This is a genomic window from Micromonospora sp. WMMC250 (assembly GCF_027460215.1).
GTDB lineage: Bacteria > Actinomycetota > Actinomycetes > Mycobacteriales > Micromonosporaceae > Micromonospora > Micromonospora taraxaci.
Genome location: NZ_JAPZBJ010000002.1, coordinates 7,473,808 through 7,490,964 on the forward strand (window position 1 = coordinate 7,473,808; position 17,157 = coordinate 7,490,964).

The window sequence follows — 17,157 nt, forward strand, 5'->3', positions numbered from 1 at the left end:
CGTCATCGCGGGTTCCCTTCGTCGTTGCGGCCGTTGTCGGCGTGCGCCATAGAGACCAGCTCGGCCACGTCCATCGCGTCGATGACATCGCCGTCCCGGCCAGGTTCGGTGTCCGGCTGGCTGTGGTCGGCAAGTTGGAGCAGTACGTCGAGCAGACCGGCCTGACGGAACCGGGCCAGCGGGATGGACGCGATGCTCTGGCGGATCTGCGCCTCTGCCGCGTCTATCACGCCGTGTCCGGTGCTGCCGTTGCCGTTGCCGTTGGCGGCGGCGTTGCCGGCGCTGGTGGTGGGCGCGACCAGTTCGGCGTGCAGGTAGTCGGCCAGGGCGGCTGGTGTCGGGTAGTCGAACACCAGCGTTGCCGGCAGCCGTAGGCCGGTCACCGAGGTGAGCCGGTTGCGCAGTTCCACCGCGGTCAGCGAGTCCAAGCCGAGCTCGAGGAAACCGCGCTCGGCGTCGATCCCGGCGGGGTTGGCGTGGCCCAGCACTGCGGCGGCGTTGACCCGGACGAGATCGAGCAGGATCCGTCGCTGCTCGGGTCCGGCGGCGGCGGACAGCCGCCGGGTGAGGTTGCCGACGTCCGTGGCTGTGGTCGCCGCCGGCCGTGCTGGGAGGCGTACGAGAGCGCGCAGCACGGCCGGCACCGTGCCGGTGTCTGGGCGCTGGGTCGTGGTGTCCAGGTGGGCCGCCACGACGGTGGCCGGTGCCTGGGCCAAGGCGGTGTCGAACAGCTGCAGGCCCTGCTCCGCGGTTAGGCCGATAAGCCTGGACCGGCTCATCCGCGCGTGGTCACCGGTGCCCAGGTGCTCGGTCATGGCGCTCGACGGCGCCCATAGTCCCCAGGCGATGGAGGTCGCGGGCAGGCCGTGGGCCCGGCGGTGGGTGGCCAGCGCGTCCAGGAAGGTGTTGGCCGCGGCGTAGTTGCCCTGTCCAGGGCTACCGAGCACGCCCGCCGCCGAGGAGAACATTACGAACGCGGCGAGCGGCATCGTCGCCGTGAGTTCGTGCAGGTTGTGGGCGCCGGCTGCTTTAGGCGCCCACACGGTTTGCACGTGCCGGTCGGTGAGCGAGGCGATGGTGGCGTCGGCCAGGACCCCCGCGGTGTGCACCACTGCGGTCAGCGGATGCTCTGCCGGGATGGCGTTCAGCAGCCGGGTGGCGGCGTCGCGGTCGGCGATGTCACACGCGGTGATGCTGACCTGAGCGCCGAGACCGGACAGCTCAGCGAGCAAGGTGTCGGCCCCGTCGGCTGCCATGCCGCGCCGGCTGGCCAGTACGAGGTGCCGTACTCCGTGGTGGGTGACCAGCCGCCGGGCCACCAGAGCGCCCAACGTCCCGGTCCCGCCGGTCACCAGCACGGTGCCGTCGCGGTCGAGCTGAGCCGGCACCGTCAGCACCATCTTGCCGGTGTGCCGCGCTTGGCTGATGTGCCGGAACGCCTGCCGGGCCTGCCGAATATCCCAGTTGGTGACCGGCAGGGGCCGCAGCCGGTCGTGCTCGATCAGGTCGACGATTTCGGCGAGCATCTGCCCGATGCGCTCCGGGGTCGCCTGGGTCAGGTCGAACGTCTGGTAGGTGACACCGGCGTGGTCGCTGGCGAGCTGCTGCGGATCTCGTAGGTCGGTCTTGCCCATCTCGATGAACTGGCCGCCGCGCACGAGCAGCCGCGCGGAAGCGTCGACGAACGGGCCAGCGAGGGAGTTGAGCACCACGTCCACCCCACGGCCGTCGGTTGTGTCCACGAATTTCTGCGCGAAGTCCGTGGTGCGGGAAGAAGCGATGTGTCCGTCATCGAGCCCAAGCGAGCGCAGCGTGTCCCATTTAGGTTCGCTGGCCGTGCCGAACACGACAGCGCCGGCCATCTGGGCCAGTTGGACGGCTGCCATGCCGACGCCCCCGGCAGCGGCATGGACCAGCACTGACTGACCAGATTTGAGCTGACCGAGGTCGAACAGGCCGTAGAAAGCGGTCAGGAAGGCCACCGGCACGGATGCGGCCTGCTCGAACGACCAGTGCGGCGGGACCGGCACGAGAAGCCGGTGGTCGGTGACGGCGAGTGGCCCGAACGCGTGCGGGATCAGCCCCATCACCGCGTCACCGGGGGAGAAGACGGTGACTCCCGGTCCTGTCTGGACCACGATGCCGCTGCCTTCACTGCCCAGGATGCTCTCGCCGGGGTAGAGGTTCAACGCGATCAGGGCGTCGCGAAAGTTCACACCGGCAGCGCGTACCGCAATCCGGACCTGGCCGGCCTGCAACGGCTCATCCACCATTGGGCAGGGCACTGCTGTGACGGCGTCGACGGTGTCGCCCTGGGCGGTCAGCCGCCACGGCAGGTCGGTCGGCGGGGTCAGCTCCTCGGTGCCCCTGGGGTTCAGCCGGGGCGCCAGAATCCTGCCGTGCCGCACTGCCACCTGCGGTTCGCCGCAATCCACTGCCTTGGGCAACGCTCGCGTCGAGATGTCGTGACCGTCGAAGTCCACCAGCAGCACCCGGTCAGGGTGTTCCGATTGCGCGGAGCGGACCAGGCCCCATACCCCGGCGTCGGCCATGCTGGGTGCGTCGCTGCCGCTGGTGGACACTGCATTGCGGGTCGCCAATACCAGACGAGTCGAGGCCAACCGCGGGTCGGCGAGATAGTCCTGCAGCAGCGTCAGCACCTGCCGCACACGGGCCGGCGGTTGCTCGCCGCTGCCGTCGCCGAGCGCGGCGGTGGTGACCACGAGCATGTCCGGGGCTGGTTGGCCGCCGTCGACGGCGTCGCGCAGACGCTTCAAGTCGAGGTACGCCTCGGCGGGGGGTTTTCCGTACGAGATGCCGGCGATGCCCAGCGGGTCGGCGCCGAGCACGACCCACCGGCGCGGCGCCGTCTGCCGCTGGGGAGCGGCCTCGATCCAGTCCAGGTGCAGGAGCGTCCCGGGTTGGGCGTTGCGTGCCCGGTGCAGCTGCTCGACTGACACCGGGCGCATCACCAGTGCGTCGGCGTGCAGCACCGGCCGGCCGGTGCTGTCGGCGACGTCGACGGTGACGGTGTCCGAGCCGGCCGGCGACAGCCGCACCCGCAGCTCGGTGGCGCCGGCGGCGTGCAGGCTCACCGCGTTCCACGCGAAGGGCAGACGCAGGGTGTCGGTGTCGAAGAAGTCGCCCAGTCCCAGCACGTGGGTGGCGGCGTCGAGCAGGGCGGGGTGCAGCCCGAACCGGGCCGCCTCGGCGCGGGCGTGCTCCGGCAGAGCGACCTGCGCGAACACTTCGTCGCCGCGTCGCCAGGCGGCGCGTAGGCCCCGGAACGTGGGCCCGTAGTCGTAGCCGGCGTGCTCCGCGCTTTCGTAGTACCCGTCGATGTTCACCGCGCTCGCGCCTGGCGGTGGCCAGGCGGTCAGGTCGGCCGGCTCGGGTCGGCCAGTGGTGATGGTGCCGGAGGCGTGTGTGGTCCACTGCCGGCCGTCGGTGTCGTGCTCAGGGCGCGAGGACATCGTCAACGGCCGGCGGCCGGCGTCGTCGGCGGCGCCGATTCGTACCTGCAAGGCGATACCGCCCCGCTCTGGCAGCGGCAGCGGGCTGTGCAGGGTGAGCTCCTCGATCTGGTCGCAGCCCACCTCGTCGCCGGCGCGGACGGCGAGTTCCACAAACGCGGTTCCGGGCAGCAGCACCATCCCGGAGACCGTGTGATCGGCCAGCCACGGTTGGGTGTGCAGCGACAGCCGGCCGGTGAGCACCACTCCCTCGTCGGCGAGGCTCACGGCTGCTCCGATGAGCGGATGGTCCACGGCGCCCTGGCCGACCCCGCTCGGGTCGCCGCCGGTCGCGAGCGGTTCGAGCCAGAACCGTTCCCGGGTAAAGGCGTAAGTCGGTAACGTCACCGACTGCGCGCTGGCGTAGAGCGGGGTGAGGTCGACGGGCACACCGTGCGTGAACAGGTGCGCCAGGGCCGCGGCGGTGGTGTGTGGCTCGGCCCGGTTGCGACGCAACGTCGGCACGGTTACCTGACCTGCGCCGGACTGGGGCAGGCTGTCCTGGACCATGCCGGACAGCACCCCGCCGGGGCCCGCCTCGAGGAACGCCGTTACCCCTTGTCCGGCCAGCCAGCTCACACCGTCGGCGAAGCGCACCGCGGTGCGGGCATGCTGCACCCAGTAGCCGGGATTGCGGACCTGCTCGGCGGTGATCGGCCGGCCCGTCACGTTGGAGACAATGGGTATCTGCGGCGCGTTGAACGACAGCTGGTCGGCGACCCGCCGGAACTGCTGCAGCATCGGATCGATGCGCGGCGAGTGGAACGCGTGGCTCACCCGTAGCCGGCGGGCCTTGCCGCCGCGCTGCTGCCAGGCCTCAGCGGCCTGTTGGACGGCGTCTTCGTCGCCGGCGATCACGGTCGCGGCGGGCCCGTTGACCGCCGCGATGGACACCCGCTGCTCGAGCCCGGCCAGCAACGCCGTCACCTCGTCCTCGTTGGCCTGCAGGGACACCATCGCCCCACCTGGCGGCAGCTGCTGCATCAGTTGTGCGCGAGCCGCTACGAGGGCACACGCGTCCGGTAGTGACAGCATCCCAGCCACGTGTGCGGCTGCAAGCTCACCGATCGAGTGGCCGAGCAGGAAGTCCGGGCGCACGCCGTGCTGCTGCAGCAGCCGGAACGTGGCCACCTCGACGGCGAACAACCCGGTCTGGGTGTACAGCGTCTGATCTAGCAGGCCGACGTCCGGGGAGGTGTCACCGGCGAACAGCACATGCCGCAAAGGCTGATCCAGCTGGGGGTCCAGGTGGGCGCAGATCTCGTCGATCGTGGCAGCAAACAGCCTGGATGCCTGATAGAGCCCCGCGCCCATGCCGGCCCATTGCGCGCCCTGGCCGGGAAACATGACGGCCAGCCGGGCGTCCGGGCGTGCCGTCCGGTACACCACGTCGGGACTGTCGCCGTCGGCGGCGAACCGGTGCAGGGCGGTCTGCAGCTGGTCGCGGTGGTCGGCGATGACGACCGCGCGGTGCTCTAGGTGGGCCCGTGTGGTGACCGTCGACAGTCCTACGCCCGCCGTGTCCAGCTCCGGCCGTGCCGCGGTGAAGTCGGCCAGCCGGGCGGCTTGTGCCCGCAGCGCCGTCTCCGTGCGTGCGGTGACCACCCAGGCCGACACCGGCAAGGTCGGCCCTTTTTCTGTGGGCCGGTCGGTGGGTTTCTGGTCGTCGGCCGCGATGTCCGGCGTGGGCGGGGCGGCCGGGGGTTCTTCGAGGATGAGGTGGGCGTTGGTGCCGCTGATGCCGAAGGAGGACACGCCGGCGCGGCGCAGTCCTCCCGCCGCGTCCCACGAGCGGTGCTCGGTCAGGAGCCGGACCGCGCCGGCGGTCCAGTCCACGTGCGGGGACGGCTCGTCGACGTGCAGGGTCTGGGGCATCGTCCGGTGCTGCATCGCCAGGATGGTTTTGATCACGCCTGCGGCGCCCGCTGCGGCCTGGGTGTGGCCGATGTTCGACTTGACCGAACCCAGCCACAGAGGCCGGTCCGCCGGGCGGTTCTGTCCGTAGCCGGCTAGCAGGGCCTGCGCTTCGATCGGGTCGCCCAGCGTGGTCCCGGTGCCGTGCGCTTCCACCACGTCGACCTGGTCGGGCGCCAGGCCGGCGCGGGTCAGGGCGGCGGCGATCACCCGCTGTTGCGACGGGCCGTTGGGGGCGGTCAAGCCGTTGCTGGCGCCGTCCTGGTTGATCGCCGACCCGCGCAGCACGGCGACGACCTGATGGCCGTTGCGGTGGGCGTCGGACAGCCGTTCCAGCAGCAGGACGGCGACGCCTTCGGCGGGACCGAACCCGTCCGCGGCGGCGGCGAAAGGTTTGCACCGCCCGTCCGCGGCCAGGCCACGTTGCCGGGAAAATTCCACGAACGCTTTCGGGCTTGACATCACTGACACGCCGCCGGCCAGTGCGAGGGTGCATTCGCCGTGTCGTAGGGCCTGGGCGGCCAGGTGCATGGCGACCAGTGAGGAGGAGCAGGCGGTGTCGACGGTGACCGCCGGTCCTTCCAGGCCGTAGGTGTAGGCCAAGCGGCCGGACACGACGCTGGCCGCGCTACCCGTCACCGCATAGCCTTCCACGGCCTGCGGAACCTGTTGCATGCCGGTGGCGTAGTCGGCGGATACCGCGCCGACGAACACGCCGGTGTTGCTGCCGCGCAGCGACAGGGGGTCGAGGCCGGCTCGTTCGAACAGTTCCCAGGAGGTTTCCAGCAGCAGCCGCTGCTGGGGGTCCATGGCGAGGGCTTCGCGGGGGGAGATGCCGAACAGGCTGGCGTCGAAGTCGGCGACGTCGTGCAGGAAGCCGCCTTGCCGGGTGTAGGAGGTGCCGGGGGTGTCGGGGTTGGGGTCGTAGAGGGTGTCGAGGTCCCAGCCTCGGTCGGTGGGGAAGGCGGTGATGGCATCCCCACCGGTGGTCAGGAGCTCCCACAGCGACTCCGGGGAGTCGACGCCACCAGGAAGCCGGCAGGCCATGCCCACGATCACGATCGGGTCGTCGGCCGGGTCACCGGTCGGATCTGCCGGGTCGGTGGCCGACGCCGCGCCGGTGACAGGTGACCCGACGAGTTCGGAGCGCAGCAGGCTGGCGACGGCGGTAGAGGTGGGATGGTCGAAGGTAAGAGTGGCCGGTAGCCGCAGGCCGGTGACCTGATTGAGCCGGTTGCGCAGCTCGACAGCGGTGACCGAGTCCGAACCCAGATCGCGGAACGCTCTGTCCGGCGGCAGCGTCTCGGCGTCGGGGTGGCCGAGTACGTCGGCGGCGTGAGTACGGACCAGATCCACGAGTATCCGATGCTGGTCGGATGCGTCGAGCTCAGCCAGGCGCCGCGCCAGTGCGGTGTCGGCTGAACCGGCGTGATCGGCGCTGTGGTCGGGCGCGGACAGTCGCTGCACGTCGGGCAGGTCGTCGAGCAGCCGCCGCTGTCGGTGCAGAGTGAAGGCCGGGGCGAATCGGTCCCACTGCATGTCGGTGATGACGACTGTCGTCTCGTCGTGATCGAGCACCTGGTGCAGCGCCGCGGTTGCCTGCTGCGGGGACATCTGCAGTACGCCGTGGCGGCGCAGCCGCTCGACGCCTTCGCCCTGGGTCATCCCGCCTCCCTGCCAGGCGCCCCATGCCACCGAGGTTGCCGGCAGGCCACGGGCGCGGCGGTGCTCGGCCATGGCGTCCAGGTAGGCGTTGCCGGCTGCGTAGGCGCCGTGCTCGGCGCTTCCCCACACACCGGCGATGGAGGAGATGAGCACGAAGGTGTCTACGCTGTCGCCGCACAGTGCGTCGAGGTGGGCGGCGCCAGCTGTCTTGGCGGCCAGGACACGCGCCAGGTCGGCCGGTGTGGCGGCGTGCAGTGGGCCGAAGTCGCCGACTCCGGCGGCGTGCACCACGGTGCGGACGGCGGTGCCGTCGGCTTGGACGCGGTCGAGCAGGGCAGCCAGAGCGGCGCGGTCAGTGACGTCGCAGGCGGCGATGGTGACCCGGGCGCCGAGCGCGGTCAACTCGTCGCGCAGGGCACCGGCTCCGGGGGCCTGTTCTCCGCTGCGGCTAGTCAGTACCAGGTGGATGGGGGCGAACGTGGCCATCCACCTGGCTAGGTGGGCGCCGACGCCGCCGGTTCCGCCGGTGATCATGACGGTGTCGCTCGGCGTCCAGGACCGCGGTGGTGTGATGCCGGCCAGAGCGGCACGCTGCAGCCGTCGGGCGAACAGACGACCGGCTCGTACCGCGAGCTCGTCTTCGCCTGCAGGTGCGGCCAGCGCAGCGCACATCGTGTCGGCGTCGGTGTCGGTGGCCTGGGCGGGCAGGTCGATCAGGCCGCCCCAGCGGTCCGGGTGTTCCAGCCCGGCGACCCGGCCCAGTCCCCACACCTGCGCCTGCAGCGGATGGTCGACGCGGTCGCCGGCCGTGACGGTGGCCGTCTCGGTGGTGGCGCACCACAGCCGGGCGGTGATGCCGGCGTCCCCAAGGGCCTGCACCAGCGCCAGGGTGCCGGCGATGCCGGTTGTGACGTCGGGGTGTGCCGGGTACGACGCCTCGTCGAGCGCCAGGAAGGACAGCACTCCGTCGACGTGGGGAAGACCGTCGATGCCGCGGATGAGCTGCTCGGTCAGGGCCGCCCGGTCGAGGCTGCCGGGATCCACGCTCAGGTGCCGTACCTGATTGTGCTGGGCGGCCAGCGCAGTGGTAGCGGCGTCGTGCCACGCGTCGGCGTCCGCGCCGGTGGGGCGGATCAGCAGCCACGTCCCGGACGCTGCTGTGGTGGTCGTGATGGGCGTCCAGCTGATCCGGTAACGCCAACCGTCCGCAGTGGTGCGGGCCTGGTGACGGCGGCGCCACGTGGTCAGTGCCGGCAGGAGCCGGTCGACGGCGGTACGGGTGTCGCCGTCACCGACGCCGAGTGTGTCGGCGACGGCGTTCGGGTCGTGGCTGTCGACGGCCTGCCAGAATGCAGTCTCGGCCGCCGAGGGATGGTCCAGGTCGGCGTCGGCCGCTTCGGCAGGCAGCACGATCGTCGTGTTCGACGGCGTCTGCTGCAGGCTGGGCCAGCGCAGGTCGACGCCGTGCGCGTACGCGGCAGCGGCGGCGGCGGTGAACCGGTCGGGGCCGCCGTCACCGCGACGCAGGGTGCCGAGGGCCACCGCGTCGCAGCCGGTGTGGTCGATGGTTTGCTCTACGCCGACGGTGAGTACCGGGTGGGGACTGGCCTCGATGAACACGCGATGTCCGGAATCGAGGAGCGTCCGCGTGACCTGGGCGAACTGCACCGTGCGACGCAGGTTGTCGAACCAGTACTCCGCCTGCAGATCGGCGGTATCGGTCAGCCGGCCGGTGACCGTGGAGTAGAACGGGATCTGGCCGGTGCGGGGCCGGATACCGGCGAGAGCGGTGAGCAGTTCGTCGCGGATGTCGTCGACGTGGTGGCTGTGGGAGGCGTAGTCGACCGCGATGCGTCGCACGTGCAGGCCGTCGGCGGTACCGGTGGAGACGAGCTCATCGAGCGCGTCGGGGTCGCCGCACACCACGACTGATTCGGGTCCGTTGACGGCCGCGACGGACAGCCGCTGCCCGAACGGTTCCAGGCGCTGCCGGGCCTGGTTCGGGTCCAGCCCTAGCGAAGCCATGCCGCCGCGGCCTGACAGTGACCGCAGCGCCCGGCTGCGCAGGGCGACGATCGTGGCGGCGTCGGTCAACGACAGTCCGCCGGCGATGTAGGCAGCGGCGATTTCGCCTTGGCTGTGTCCGACAACGGCTGCGGGGATGACTCCGTGGGCCTGCCACGTCGCGGCGAGCGAGGTCATCATCGCGAACAGGGCTGGTTGCACCACGTCCACCCGGTCCAGCGACGCAGCGCCTGGCACTGCGCGCAGCACGTCGTTCAGGGACCAGTCCACGTGCGGGTTCAGAGCTTGCTCGCAGGCGCGGATGTGCTCGGCGAACACCGGTGAGGTGTCGAGCAGCTCAGCCGCCATGCCGTCCCATTGCGAGCCCTGCCCGGGAAACAGCAGCACCGGTTGCGGGCTGCCGTGGGCCGCGGCGACCACGACATCGGTGCGAGGTTCGCCGTGCGACAGTGCGGCCAGCGCGTCGAGCAGGTCGTTGCGGTCGCGGGCCAGCAACACCGCCCGATGCCGGTGGGGCGCCACCGCGCCGGCCAGGGCCCCGGCGATGTCAGCGACCGACACGTTGGAGTTGTCGGCCACGAAGGCCCGCAGCTGGTCGGCGCGCCGCCGCACTGCCTGCGCAGTCGCCGCCGTGATCACCGACGGCAGCAGCGGCCGGCCGGTTTCCGTTGCCGTGGCGCGGTACCAGTGGTGGCGGCGTTGCCACGGGTAGCCGGGCAGGCTGACCGGCCGGCGGGGTAGGCCGCCTCCGGTGACGACTGCACCGTTGACGACCAGCTCGGCCGCGGTCAGCGCGAGGTGGTACAGCGGGTCGTCGGCGCGTACTTCGCACTGGGCGTCGACAGGTAGTGGTGCCGGTCCGAAGCCGGCGTCGACGACGGTGTCGAGATGTGCTGCGCTGATCCGTTGGGCGCAGCCTTCGGTGCTGCCTGCCGGGTGGGCGGTGGCGCGGGCGGTGAGTTGGCCGGTGGTGGCGGCCGGCTCGGCGGTGTCGGCGCACAGCAGCGGGATACGTGCGTCGTGCAGCGCGACGTCGGCGCCGGGCTGCAGCAGCATCCGCAACGCGTCGTCTATGCCCAGCTGACCGGCTGCCCAGGCGGCCGCCATCTGCCCGGCGCCGTGCCCGACGACGCCGTGAGGCGCGACTCCGACGGCTGCCCACAGCATGGTCGCGGCCACCTGGTGACAGAACAGGTAGGCGGCGTGCAGTTCGATGGGCGGGTCGGCGTGCAGGTCGGGCGTGCTTGCGGTCAAGGCTGCCAGGGCGGTGGCGCAGGTGGCCAGCGCCCGGCTGTAGTCCGGTGCAGCGGCCAGCTGCTGCCGGGTCTGGCGCGGGGGAAGCTCGGGCCCGTACCAGAACGCGACGGTGCGGGCGTGGCCGTCCGGGGTATGCCCGATGCGTACGTGTGCTGGCGGCTCGCCGCGGGCCGCCTGGTGCAGGGCACCGGCCAGGTCGGCGGCGGTGTTGCCGACGGCGGCGAGCCGGTGCTCGAGCCAGGACCGCCGGTGCGCGGCGGTGTATACGATGTCGTCCAGGTCGTCGCCGCTGGTGGACAGGCGGACGGCCATCAGCTCGGCTGCGCGGGCCAGGGCCTGCGGTGTGGCGGCGGTGATCGGCAATACGTAGGGCGGTGCCGGGCGAGCTGGTGTCGGCGGCTGCGCGGTGGACGCGGTCGCCTGTTCGATCAGGACGTGGGCGTTGCTGCCGCTGAACCCGAAGGCGCTGACGCCGGCCCGTGCGGGCCTGTCCGAGTGTGGCCACCCCTGGCTGGTGGTCGCGATGGTGACGGGAAGGTGGTCCCAGTCGATTCGGGTGGACGGCCGGTTCAGGGGGTGGGGCGGGATCTGGCCGTGGTGTAGCGCGAGGATGGCCTTGAGGAGACCGGCGACGCCGGCGGCTGCCTCGAGGTGGCCCAGGTTGGCCTTGGCGGATCCGATCAGTAGTGGTGTGTCGGGCTTGCGGCCCGGGCCGAGGGCTTCGGCCAGGGCGCGTACCTCGATCGGGTCGCCGAGCGGGGTGCCGGTGCCGTGGGCTTCGACGTAGTCCACCTCGTGCGGCGCCCACCCGGCCCGGCTGAGCGCTTGCCGGATGACGGCGACCTGGGCGGCGGCGTTGGGAACGGTCATGCCGCCGCTGGCGCCGTCCTGGTTGATGGCGGTGCCGCGCACCACTGCGTAGACGCGGTCGCCGTCGCGGTTGGCGGCGTGTAGCGGTTTGAGGATGAACGCCACCGCGCCTTCGCCGCGCCCGTATCCGTCGGCGGCGTCGTCGAAGGTCTTGCACCGCCCGTCGGGGGCGAGCGCTGCGGCGGCCGACATGGACACGGACACGGTGGGAGCGACGATGACGTTGGCGCCGCCGACGACGGCGACCTCGCAGTCACCGTTGCGCAGCCCTTGGCACGCAAGGTGCAGGGCGGTCAGCGACGCCGAGCAGGCCGTGTCGACCGCGATGCTCGGTCCGCGCAGCCCCAGGACGTAGGAGATGCGTCCGGCGGTGGCGGCGAAGGAGGTGCCGGTGCCGTAGAAGTGGTCGACCTGCTGCATGTCACGGGTGAGTAGTTGCTGGTAGTCGGCGGTGTTTAAGCCCAGGTACACCCCGACCGGCCGGCCGGCCAACCCGGCGGCGGGGTGCCCGGCGTCCTCGAGTGCCTCCCAGGCGACCTCGAGCATCAGCCGTTGTTGCGGGTCCAGTGACCGGGCTTCACGCGGGGAGATGCGGAAGAACTCGGCGTCGAAGCCGGCTACGTCACCGAGGAACCCGCCGCGGGTGGGTACCTGCGTGTCCGCCTCGGCCCAGATGGGGTCGGCGCGCCGTGCTGCCGGCAGTTCGCCGATCGCGTCGCGGCCCGCACGCAGCAGTTCCCAGAACTCCTGCGGGGTGTCGGCTCCCGGCAGCCGGCAGGCCAGGCCGACGACTGCCACGGCGTCGGCGTCGGCGTCGGTCTCGGGGTGCTCGGTGCCGTCAGCGGTGATGGTGGAATCGTCGGCCGCCGGCTGCTGCGCCGCGGGCGGTGGGTCGGCTGCTGGGTGGGCGGGCTGGTCGGTGGCGGCTCCGACGTCGATGAGATGAGCGGCGAGTGCGTCGACGGTGGGGTGCTCGAACACGATGGTGGCCGGCAGGGGCAGGCCGAATTCGGCCTCCAGCCGGGTCCGCAGCTCCACCGCGGTCAGTGAGTCCATGCCCTGCTCGAACAGTCCGCGGCGGCGCGGCAGGCGGTCGTCGCGGCTTAGGCCGAGCACCGTGCGACTCACTGCTTCGACCCGGTCTGCCAGGTCTGCGCCGGGTGTGGCGCTGGTCGGGTTGGCCGTGATGGCAGCGGGGGCCGGGGCGGCTGTGATGGCGGCGGGGGTCGGTGTAGCCGCGGTCACCTGGGCGAGCATGCCGTCGGCGGTGGCGCCGGTCGGCGACTTCGGTGTTGGGTCCGATGGGGCGGCCAGCATCTCGCCGATGACCTCGCCAGCAGCGTCGAGCATGCTGAGCCGGATTGCTGCCGGCGCCGTGGCCACCGTGGCGGCTGCGCTCTGCTGGCCTGGTTGCACCCCGGGCAGCCAGTAGCGGTCCCCGCCCCACGACGGTGCCGGCAGCCGGTGGTAGCGGCGGGGTCTGCCGGTGACCTGCTCCCAGTCGACCTGGAGGCCGGCGACGTGTAATTGGGCTAGGGTCTGCAACAGTGCTCGTTCGCCCGGAGTGTCACGGCGCAGTGTGTGCAGCACGGGTCCACGCCGCTGGTGGCGGGTGACGGCTTCGGCCAGAGGGCGGGACAGCACCGGGTGCGGGCCCACCTCCACCAGGCAGTACCGGTCTTGGCGTAGGAGCCGGTCGACGGCCGGCCACAGCTGGACAGGGTCGGTAAGGTTGCGTTGCCAGTAGGCAGCGTTCAAGTGCGGGTTGTCGGCCTCCGGGTCGACCGCGGACAGCAGGCGAAGTGACGGCGCGGCCGGCTGTAAATCGGTGAGCGCCCGGCCTAGTCGCGGCCCGCACGACGCCACCACCGGACTGTGGAACGCGTAGTCCAGGCCAAGCAGTTTGGAGCGCAGCCCGGCGGTCGTCAGGGCGGTCTGAGCGGCGTCGATGCCGGCGTGGCCACCGGACACCATGACAGTTGCGGGGCCGTTCACCGCGCCGATGACCGCGCCGCCGTCGAGGTCGTCAAGGATGGCCTGGACGGTGGCGGGGTCGGCGTGCACGGCGAGCATCCGGCCGGCGCCGGCGGTTTCCTGCAGGATCCGGCCGCGGTGCACGATGAGGCGAACAGCATCGGCGAGGCTCAGGCAGCCGGCGGTGTGGGCGGCGGCGACCTCCCCGACGCTGTGCCCCAGCACCGCGGCGGGCCGGATGCCCCGTTCGGTCAGCCAGCGGGTCAGTGCCACCTGCACGGCGAAGATGGCCGGTTGGGCGATGTCGGTGCGGTCCAGCCGGGAGTCGGGCAGGCGGCGCAGTTCGTCGACCAGCGACCAGGAGGCATGGGTGCGGATCAGGGCGTCACACTCCTGCAGCGTGTCGCGCACCACTGGCACCTGGTCGTAGAGGTCTGCGGCCATGGCCGGCCATTGGCCGCCCTGCCCGGAGTAGACGAGCACCGGTGCCGGCACGTCGGCCGCCTCGCTGGTGCCGGTGAAGCCGTGTTGCTCCCAATCGTCGAGAGCGGCCGTCAGGCTTTCGCGGTCGGCGGCGACCACAGCGTAGCGGTGGCTGTCGTGGCTGCGCCGGGTTGCTGCCGAGGCGAGCAGGTCACCGAGCCGGCCGGTGGTGGAGACCTGCTCACGCAGCGCGGCGAGCTGCTGCGGCACTCCGGCCTTGTTCGACGCGGAAGCCAGCAGCACGTACGGGCCGGCGGAGGGTGGCTCGGCGGTGGTTGCCGGTGCATCGACCGGCGATTCGACAATGACATGTACGTTCGTGCCGCTGAGCCCGAAAGAGCTGACCCCGGCCCGTACCGGACGGTTCAGCGCCGGTAGGTCGGTGCCGGCGGTGGGCACGGCGATGCGCGAGCCGGACCAGTCCACGGCGGTGGTGATCCGATCGAGGTCCGGTTGACCGGGAACGTGCCCGGCGTTGACGATCCACAAGGCCTTGAGCAGACCGGTGATGCCGGCGGCGGCGTCGGTGTGTCCGAAGACGGCCTTGCTGGAGCCGATCAGTAGCGGCCGGGTGTCCGCTGAGCGCGGCTGGTAGGCCTCGCCCAGGGCGAGCAATTCCATCTGGTCACCCAGTGGGGTGCCGGTCCCGTGCGCCTCGACGAAGTCGACGTCGTCGGCGGTCAGCCCCGCGTGCGCCAGCGCGGCCTGGTGCAGGTCGACCTGGGCCATGGCATTGGGGGCGGTCACGCCGAGGCTGCGCCCGTCCTGGTTGACCGCCCAGCCGCGGATGACACCGTAGACGTGGTCCTGGTTTGCGACCGCGTCGCTCAACCGTTTGAGGATGACGAATCCGCAGCCGTCACCGCGGATGACCCCGTCGGCGTCGGCGTGGAACGGGCGGCAGCGCCCGGTGGGGGAGATCGCCCCCACCCGGCTCATGAACACGCTCAGCTCCGGTGCCAGCATCAGGTTGACCCCACCGGCCAGTGCGGTGTCGCATTCCCCGGCACGCAGGTTTTGGCAGGCCAGGTGGACGGCGAACAGCGACGAGGAGCAGGCGGTGTCCACTGCGGCGGCCGGGCCGCGCAGATCGAAGGCGTGTGCTAGCCGGCCGGCTGCGAAGCTGAACTCGGTGCCCGGGGCGTATCCGGGGCCGATGCCGGCGATACCGAGTGTCTTGCTGTGCAGAAGGGCGTAGTCGTTGGCCAGGATGCCGACGAACACGCCCGTGCGGGTGGCCGCCCACTGCTCGCGGGTCCGTCCGCTGTCACACATAGCCTCCCAGGCGACCTCCAGTACCAGCCGCTGCTGGGGGTCCAGCGAACCGGCCTCGCGGGGGGCGATCCCGAAGTGTGCGGGGTCGAACCGGTCGATGTCGTCGATGAACGCGCCGACGTGGCTGGCGGTGGTGCCGGCACGGGTGCGGGCGGGGTCCCAGAATTCAGGGCCCCAGCGCTGCGGCGGCACCGGGCCGGTGATGGCGCCGGCGGCCAGCTGCGCTCCGAAGGCGTCGAGATCGCGCACACCGCCCGGGTAGCGGCATCCCACACCGACCACGGCGATGGGCTCGGCGGTGAACGCGGATGAGGTGGCGGCCATGTGATGCCTCCGGATGCGGGTCGGCACGGTCGGGGTGGGTGCGCCTCACGTCGTTGGCCCACGCCATCGGTCCGGGGTGGTGACGGGACGGTTCGTGGTGTCCTTGGGTGGAGGCTCGGGCCTGGTGCACGGCGGGGCGGTGCCGACCGACACCAGGCCCGAGAACCGGAAGAACGGGGCGGTGGGTCAGAACGCCGGCGCTGCGGTGGGTGCGCGCAGGGTGCCGAGGTAGGGGTGCCACAGATGGGTGGGGTCGTTCTCTACCGCGGTCACGGTCTCGCGCATGACACGCAGCACTTCGGGCTCCGACTCGTCGTACAGGTCGCCCTGCAACAGTCGGACGACGTCAAGGCGGTAGCGCGGGTCCTGGACGAACGAGGTGAACAGGATGTTGAGCCGGTAGTAAACGGAAATGAACTCGTACCAGTTGCGCACACCGTTGCGCAGTTTCTGTTCGTAGGCCGTGAAACGGTCCCGGGTAAATTGTCCGGCCTCGAACGCGGCGATGATGTCCCGGCTGGCGAATCGGGCGCTGGTGAGTGCGACACTGACGCCGCTGGAGAAGATCGGGTCGACGAAGCGGGCGGCGTCACCGATGAGCACGAACCGGTCACCGCAGATCTGCCGCATCGCGTAGCTGTAGTCGCCTTCGACCTTCAGCGGGCGCACCTGGGTGGACTGTTTGAGGGCGTCGGCGAGTTCCGGTCGACTAGATACGAAGTCCCAGAAGAACTTGTCCCGGTCGGTGTTCGCGGAGGCGAACCGGTGCTTCTGCGTCACCACACCGACGCTGGTGATCGTGTCGGTGATCGGGATCTGCCACACCCAGGTGTCCTTGATGGGCAGGAAGTGGATGTAAATGTAGTCGATCTTTTCGGGGTTGCTGGTGAGCGCTTTGCGGTCCAGGTTCTCGAACCAGCTGTGGATCGCGTATTGGTTGAACACCGGGTCGGGGACCTTCAACCGCATCTGCCGGCCGAGCATGGTCTGCCGGCCGGACGCGTCGACCAGCATCCGCGCGGTGGTGGTGAACTCGTCCGATCCGTTGCGGCAAGTGACGGTGACACCGTCCGGGTCGTCGAAGTCGGCGTTGAGTACCCGGGTGCCTTGCCGCACTGTGGCGCCCAGGCTTTCCGCGTGCTCGAGCAGGATCTGGTCGAACCGGCCGCGGTCGACGTGGTAGGTGTAGTCGCGGTCGACGCCGGGCTGGTCACGCTCGCTGAACAGAATTTCCGCTGCGCCGAAATCGTGCGCGAGCTTGGTGAAGTCGTTGGCGACGATGGTGCGGGTGTCGGCGGAGGTCCAGGCCGCCCCGTACTTGCGCGGGAAACCCGCCTGGTCGACCTTCGCCATCGCACCGGTCTCCAGCATCACCCGTGTCGTTGCCGGCACCAGTGACTCTCCGACGTGCTCGCGGGGAAAGGTTTCACCTTCGAACACAGCGACCGACAGGCCGGCTTTGGCCAGGTAGGCGGCGGCGGTGGATCCCGCCGGCCCACCTCCGATGATCACGACGTCAAACTCGGGCTCCATGCGCTCACTCACTCCGTTCCCACGTTGGTCATCTGTTGGGTGGCCGCAAGGTCAACCACCATTGCGGTGATGCTGCGTACGTCTTTGAAGTGCTCTGCGTTGACGTACTTGGCGGGTACGGAGGCGCCCAATTCCTCACGGATGAACGTCAGCAGGACGGCGGTGTTCATCGAGTTCAGCACGCCCCACTCCAGCAGTGGTGTGTTCTGCTGCAGTTCGCCTTTCTGGTCTCCGTCCAGGAACCGTTCTCGGATGAAGGCCATGAGTTGGGCCGAGATGTCGTCATGCGTCATGTGCTGGGTCCTCCCAGGAGGTCGATGTTGTG

At 70.9% G+C, this 17,157-nt stretch carries 3 protein-coding genes; all 3 read right to left on the reverse strand.

The window, feature by feature from the left end:
* Positions 1 to 2: 2 nt before the first annotated feature.
* Entirely contained in the window at positions 3 to 15,299 is a 15,297-nt protein-coding gene (locus tag O3438_RS33940; RefSeq protein WP_269683535.1) for a type I polyketide synthase, read from the reverse strand.
* A 186-nt stretch (positions 15,300 to 15,485) separates the two neighbouring features.
* Positions 15,486 to 16,832, reverse strand: coding sequence for an NAD(P)/FAD-dependent oxidoreductase (locus O3438_RS33945; RefSeq protein ID WP_269677935.1), 1,347 nt, complete (start codon positions 16,830 to 16,832; stop codon positions 15,486 to 15,488).
* Between the two features lie 8 nt (positions 16,833 to 16,840).
* Positions 16,841 to 17,125, reverse strand: a complete 285-nt coding sequence (locus O3438_RS33950; protein ID WP_269677936.1) for a hypothetical protein — start codon at positions 17,123 to 17,125, stop codon at positions 16,841 to 16,843.
* Positions 17,126 to 17,157 lie beyond the last annotated feature (32 nt).

Excerpts from the sequence above, each read along its gene's own strand:
- O3438_RS33945 (WP_269677935.1), bottom strand. The coding sequence starts at position 16,832 with ATGGAGCCCGAGTTTGACGTCGTGATCATCGGAGGTGGGCCGGCGGGA.
- O3438_RS33940 (WP_269683535.1), bottom strand. The coding sequence starts at position 15,299 with ATGGCCGCCACCTCATCCGCGTTCACCGCCGAGCCCATCGCCGTGGTC.
- O3438_RS33950 (WP_269677936.1), bottom strand. The coding sequence starts at position 17,125 with ATGACGCATGACGACATCTCGGCCCAACTCATGGCCTTCATCCGAGAA.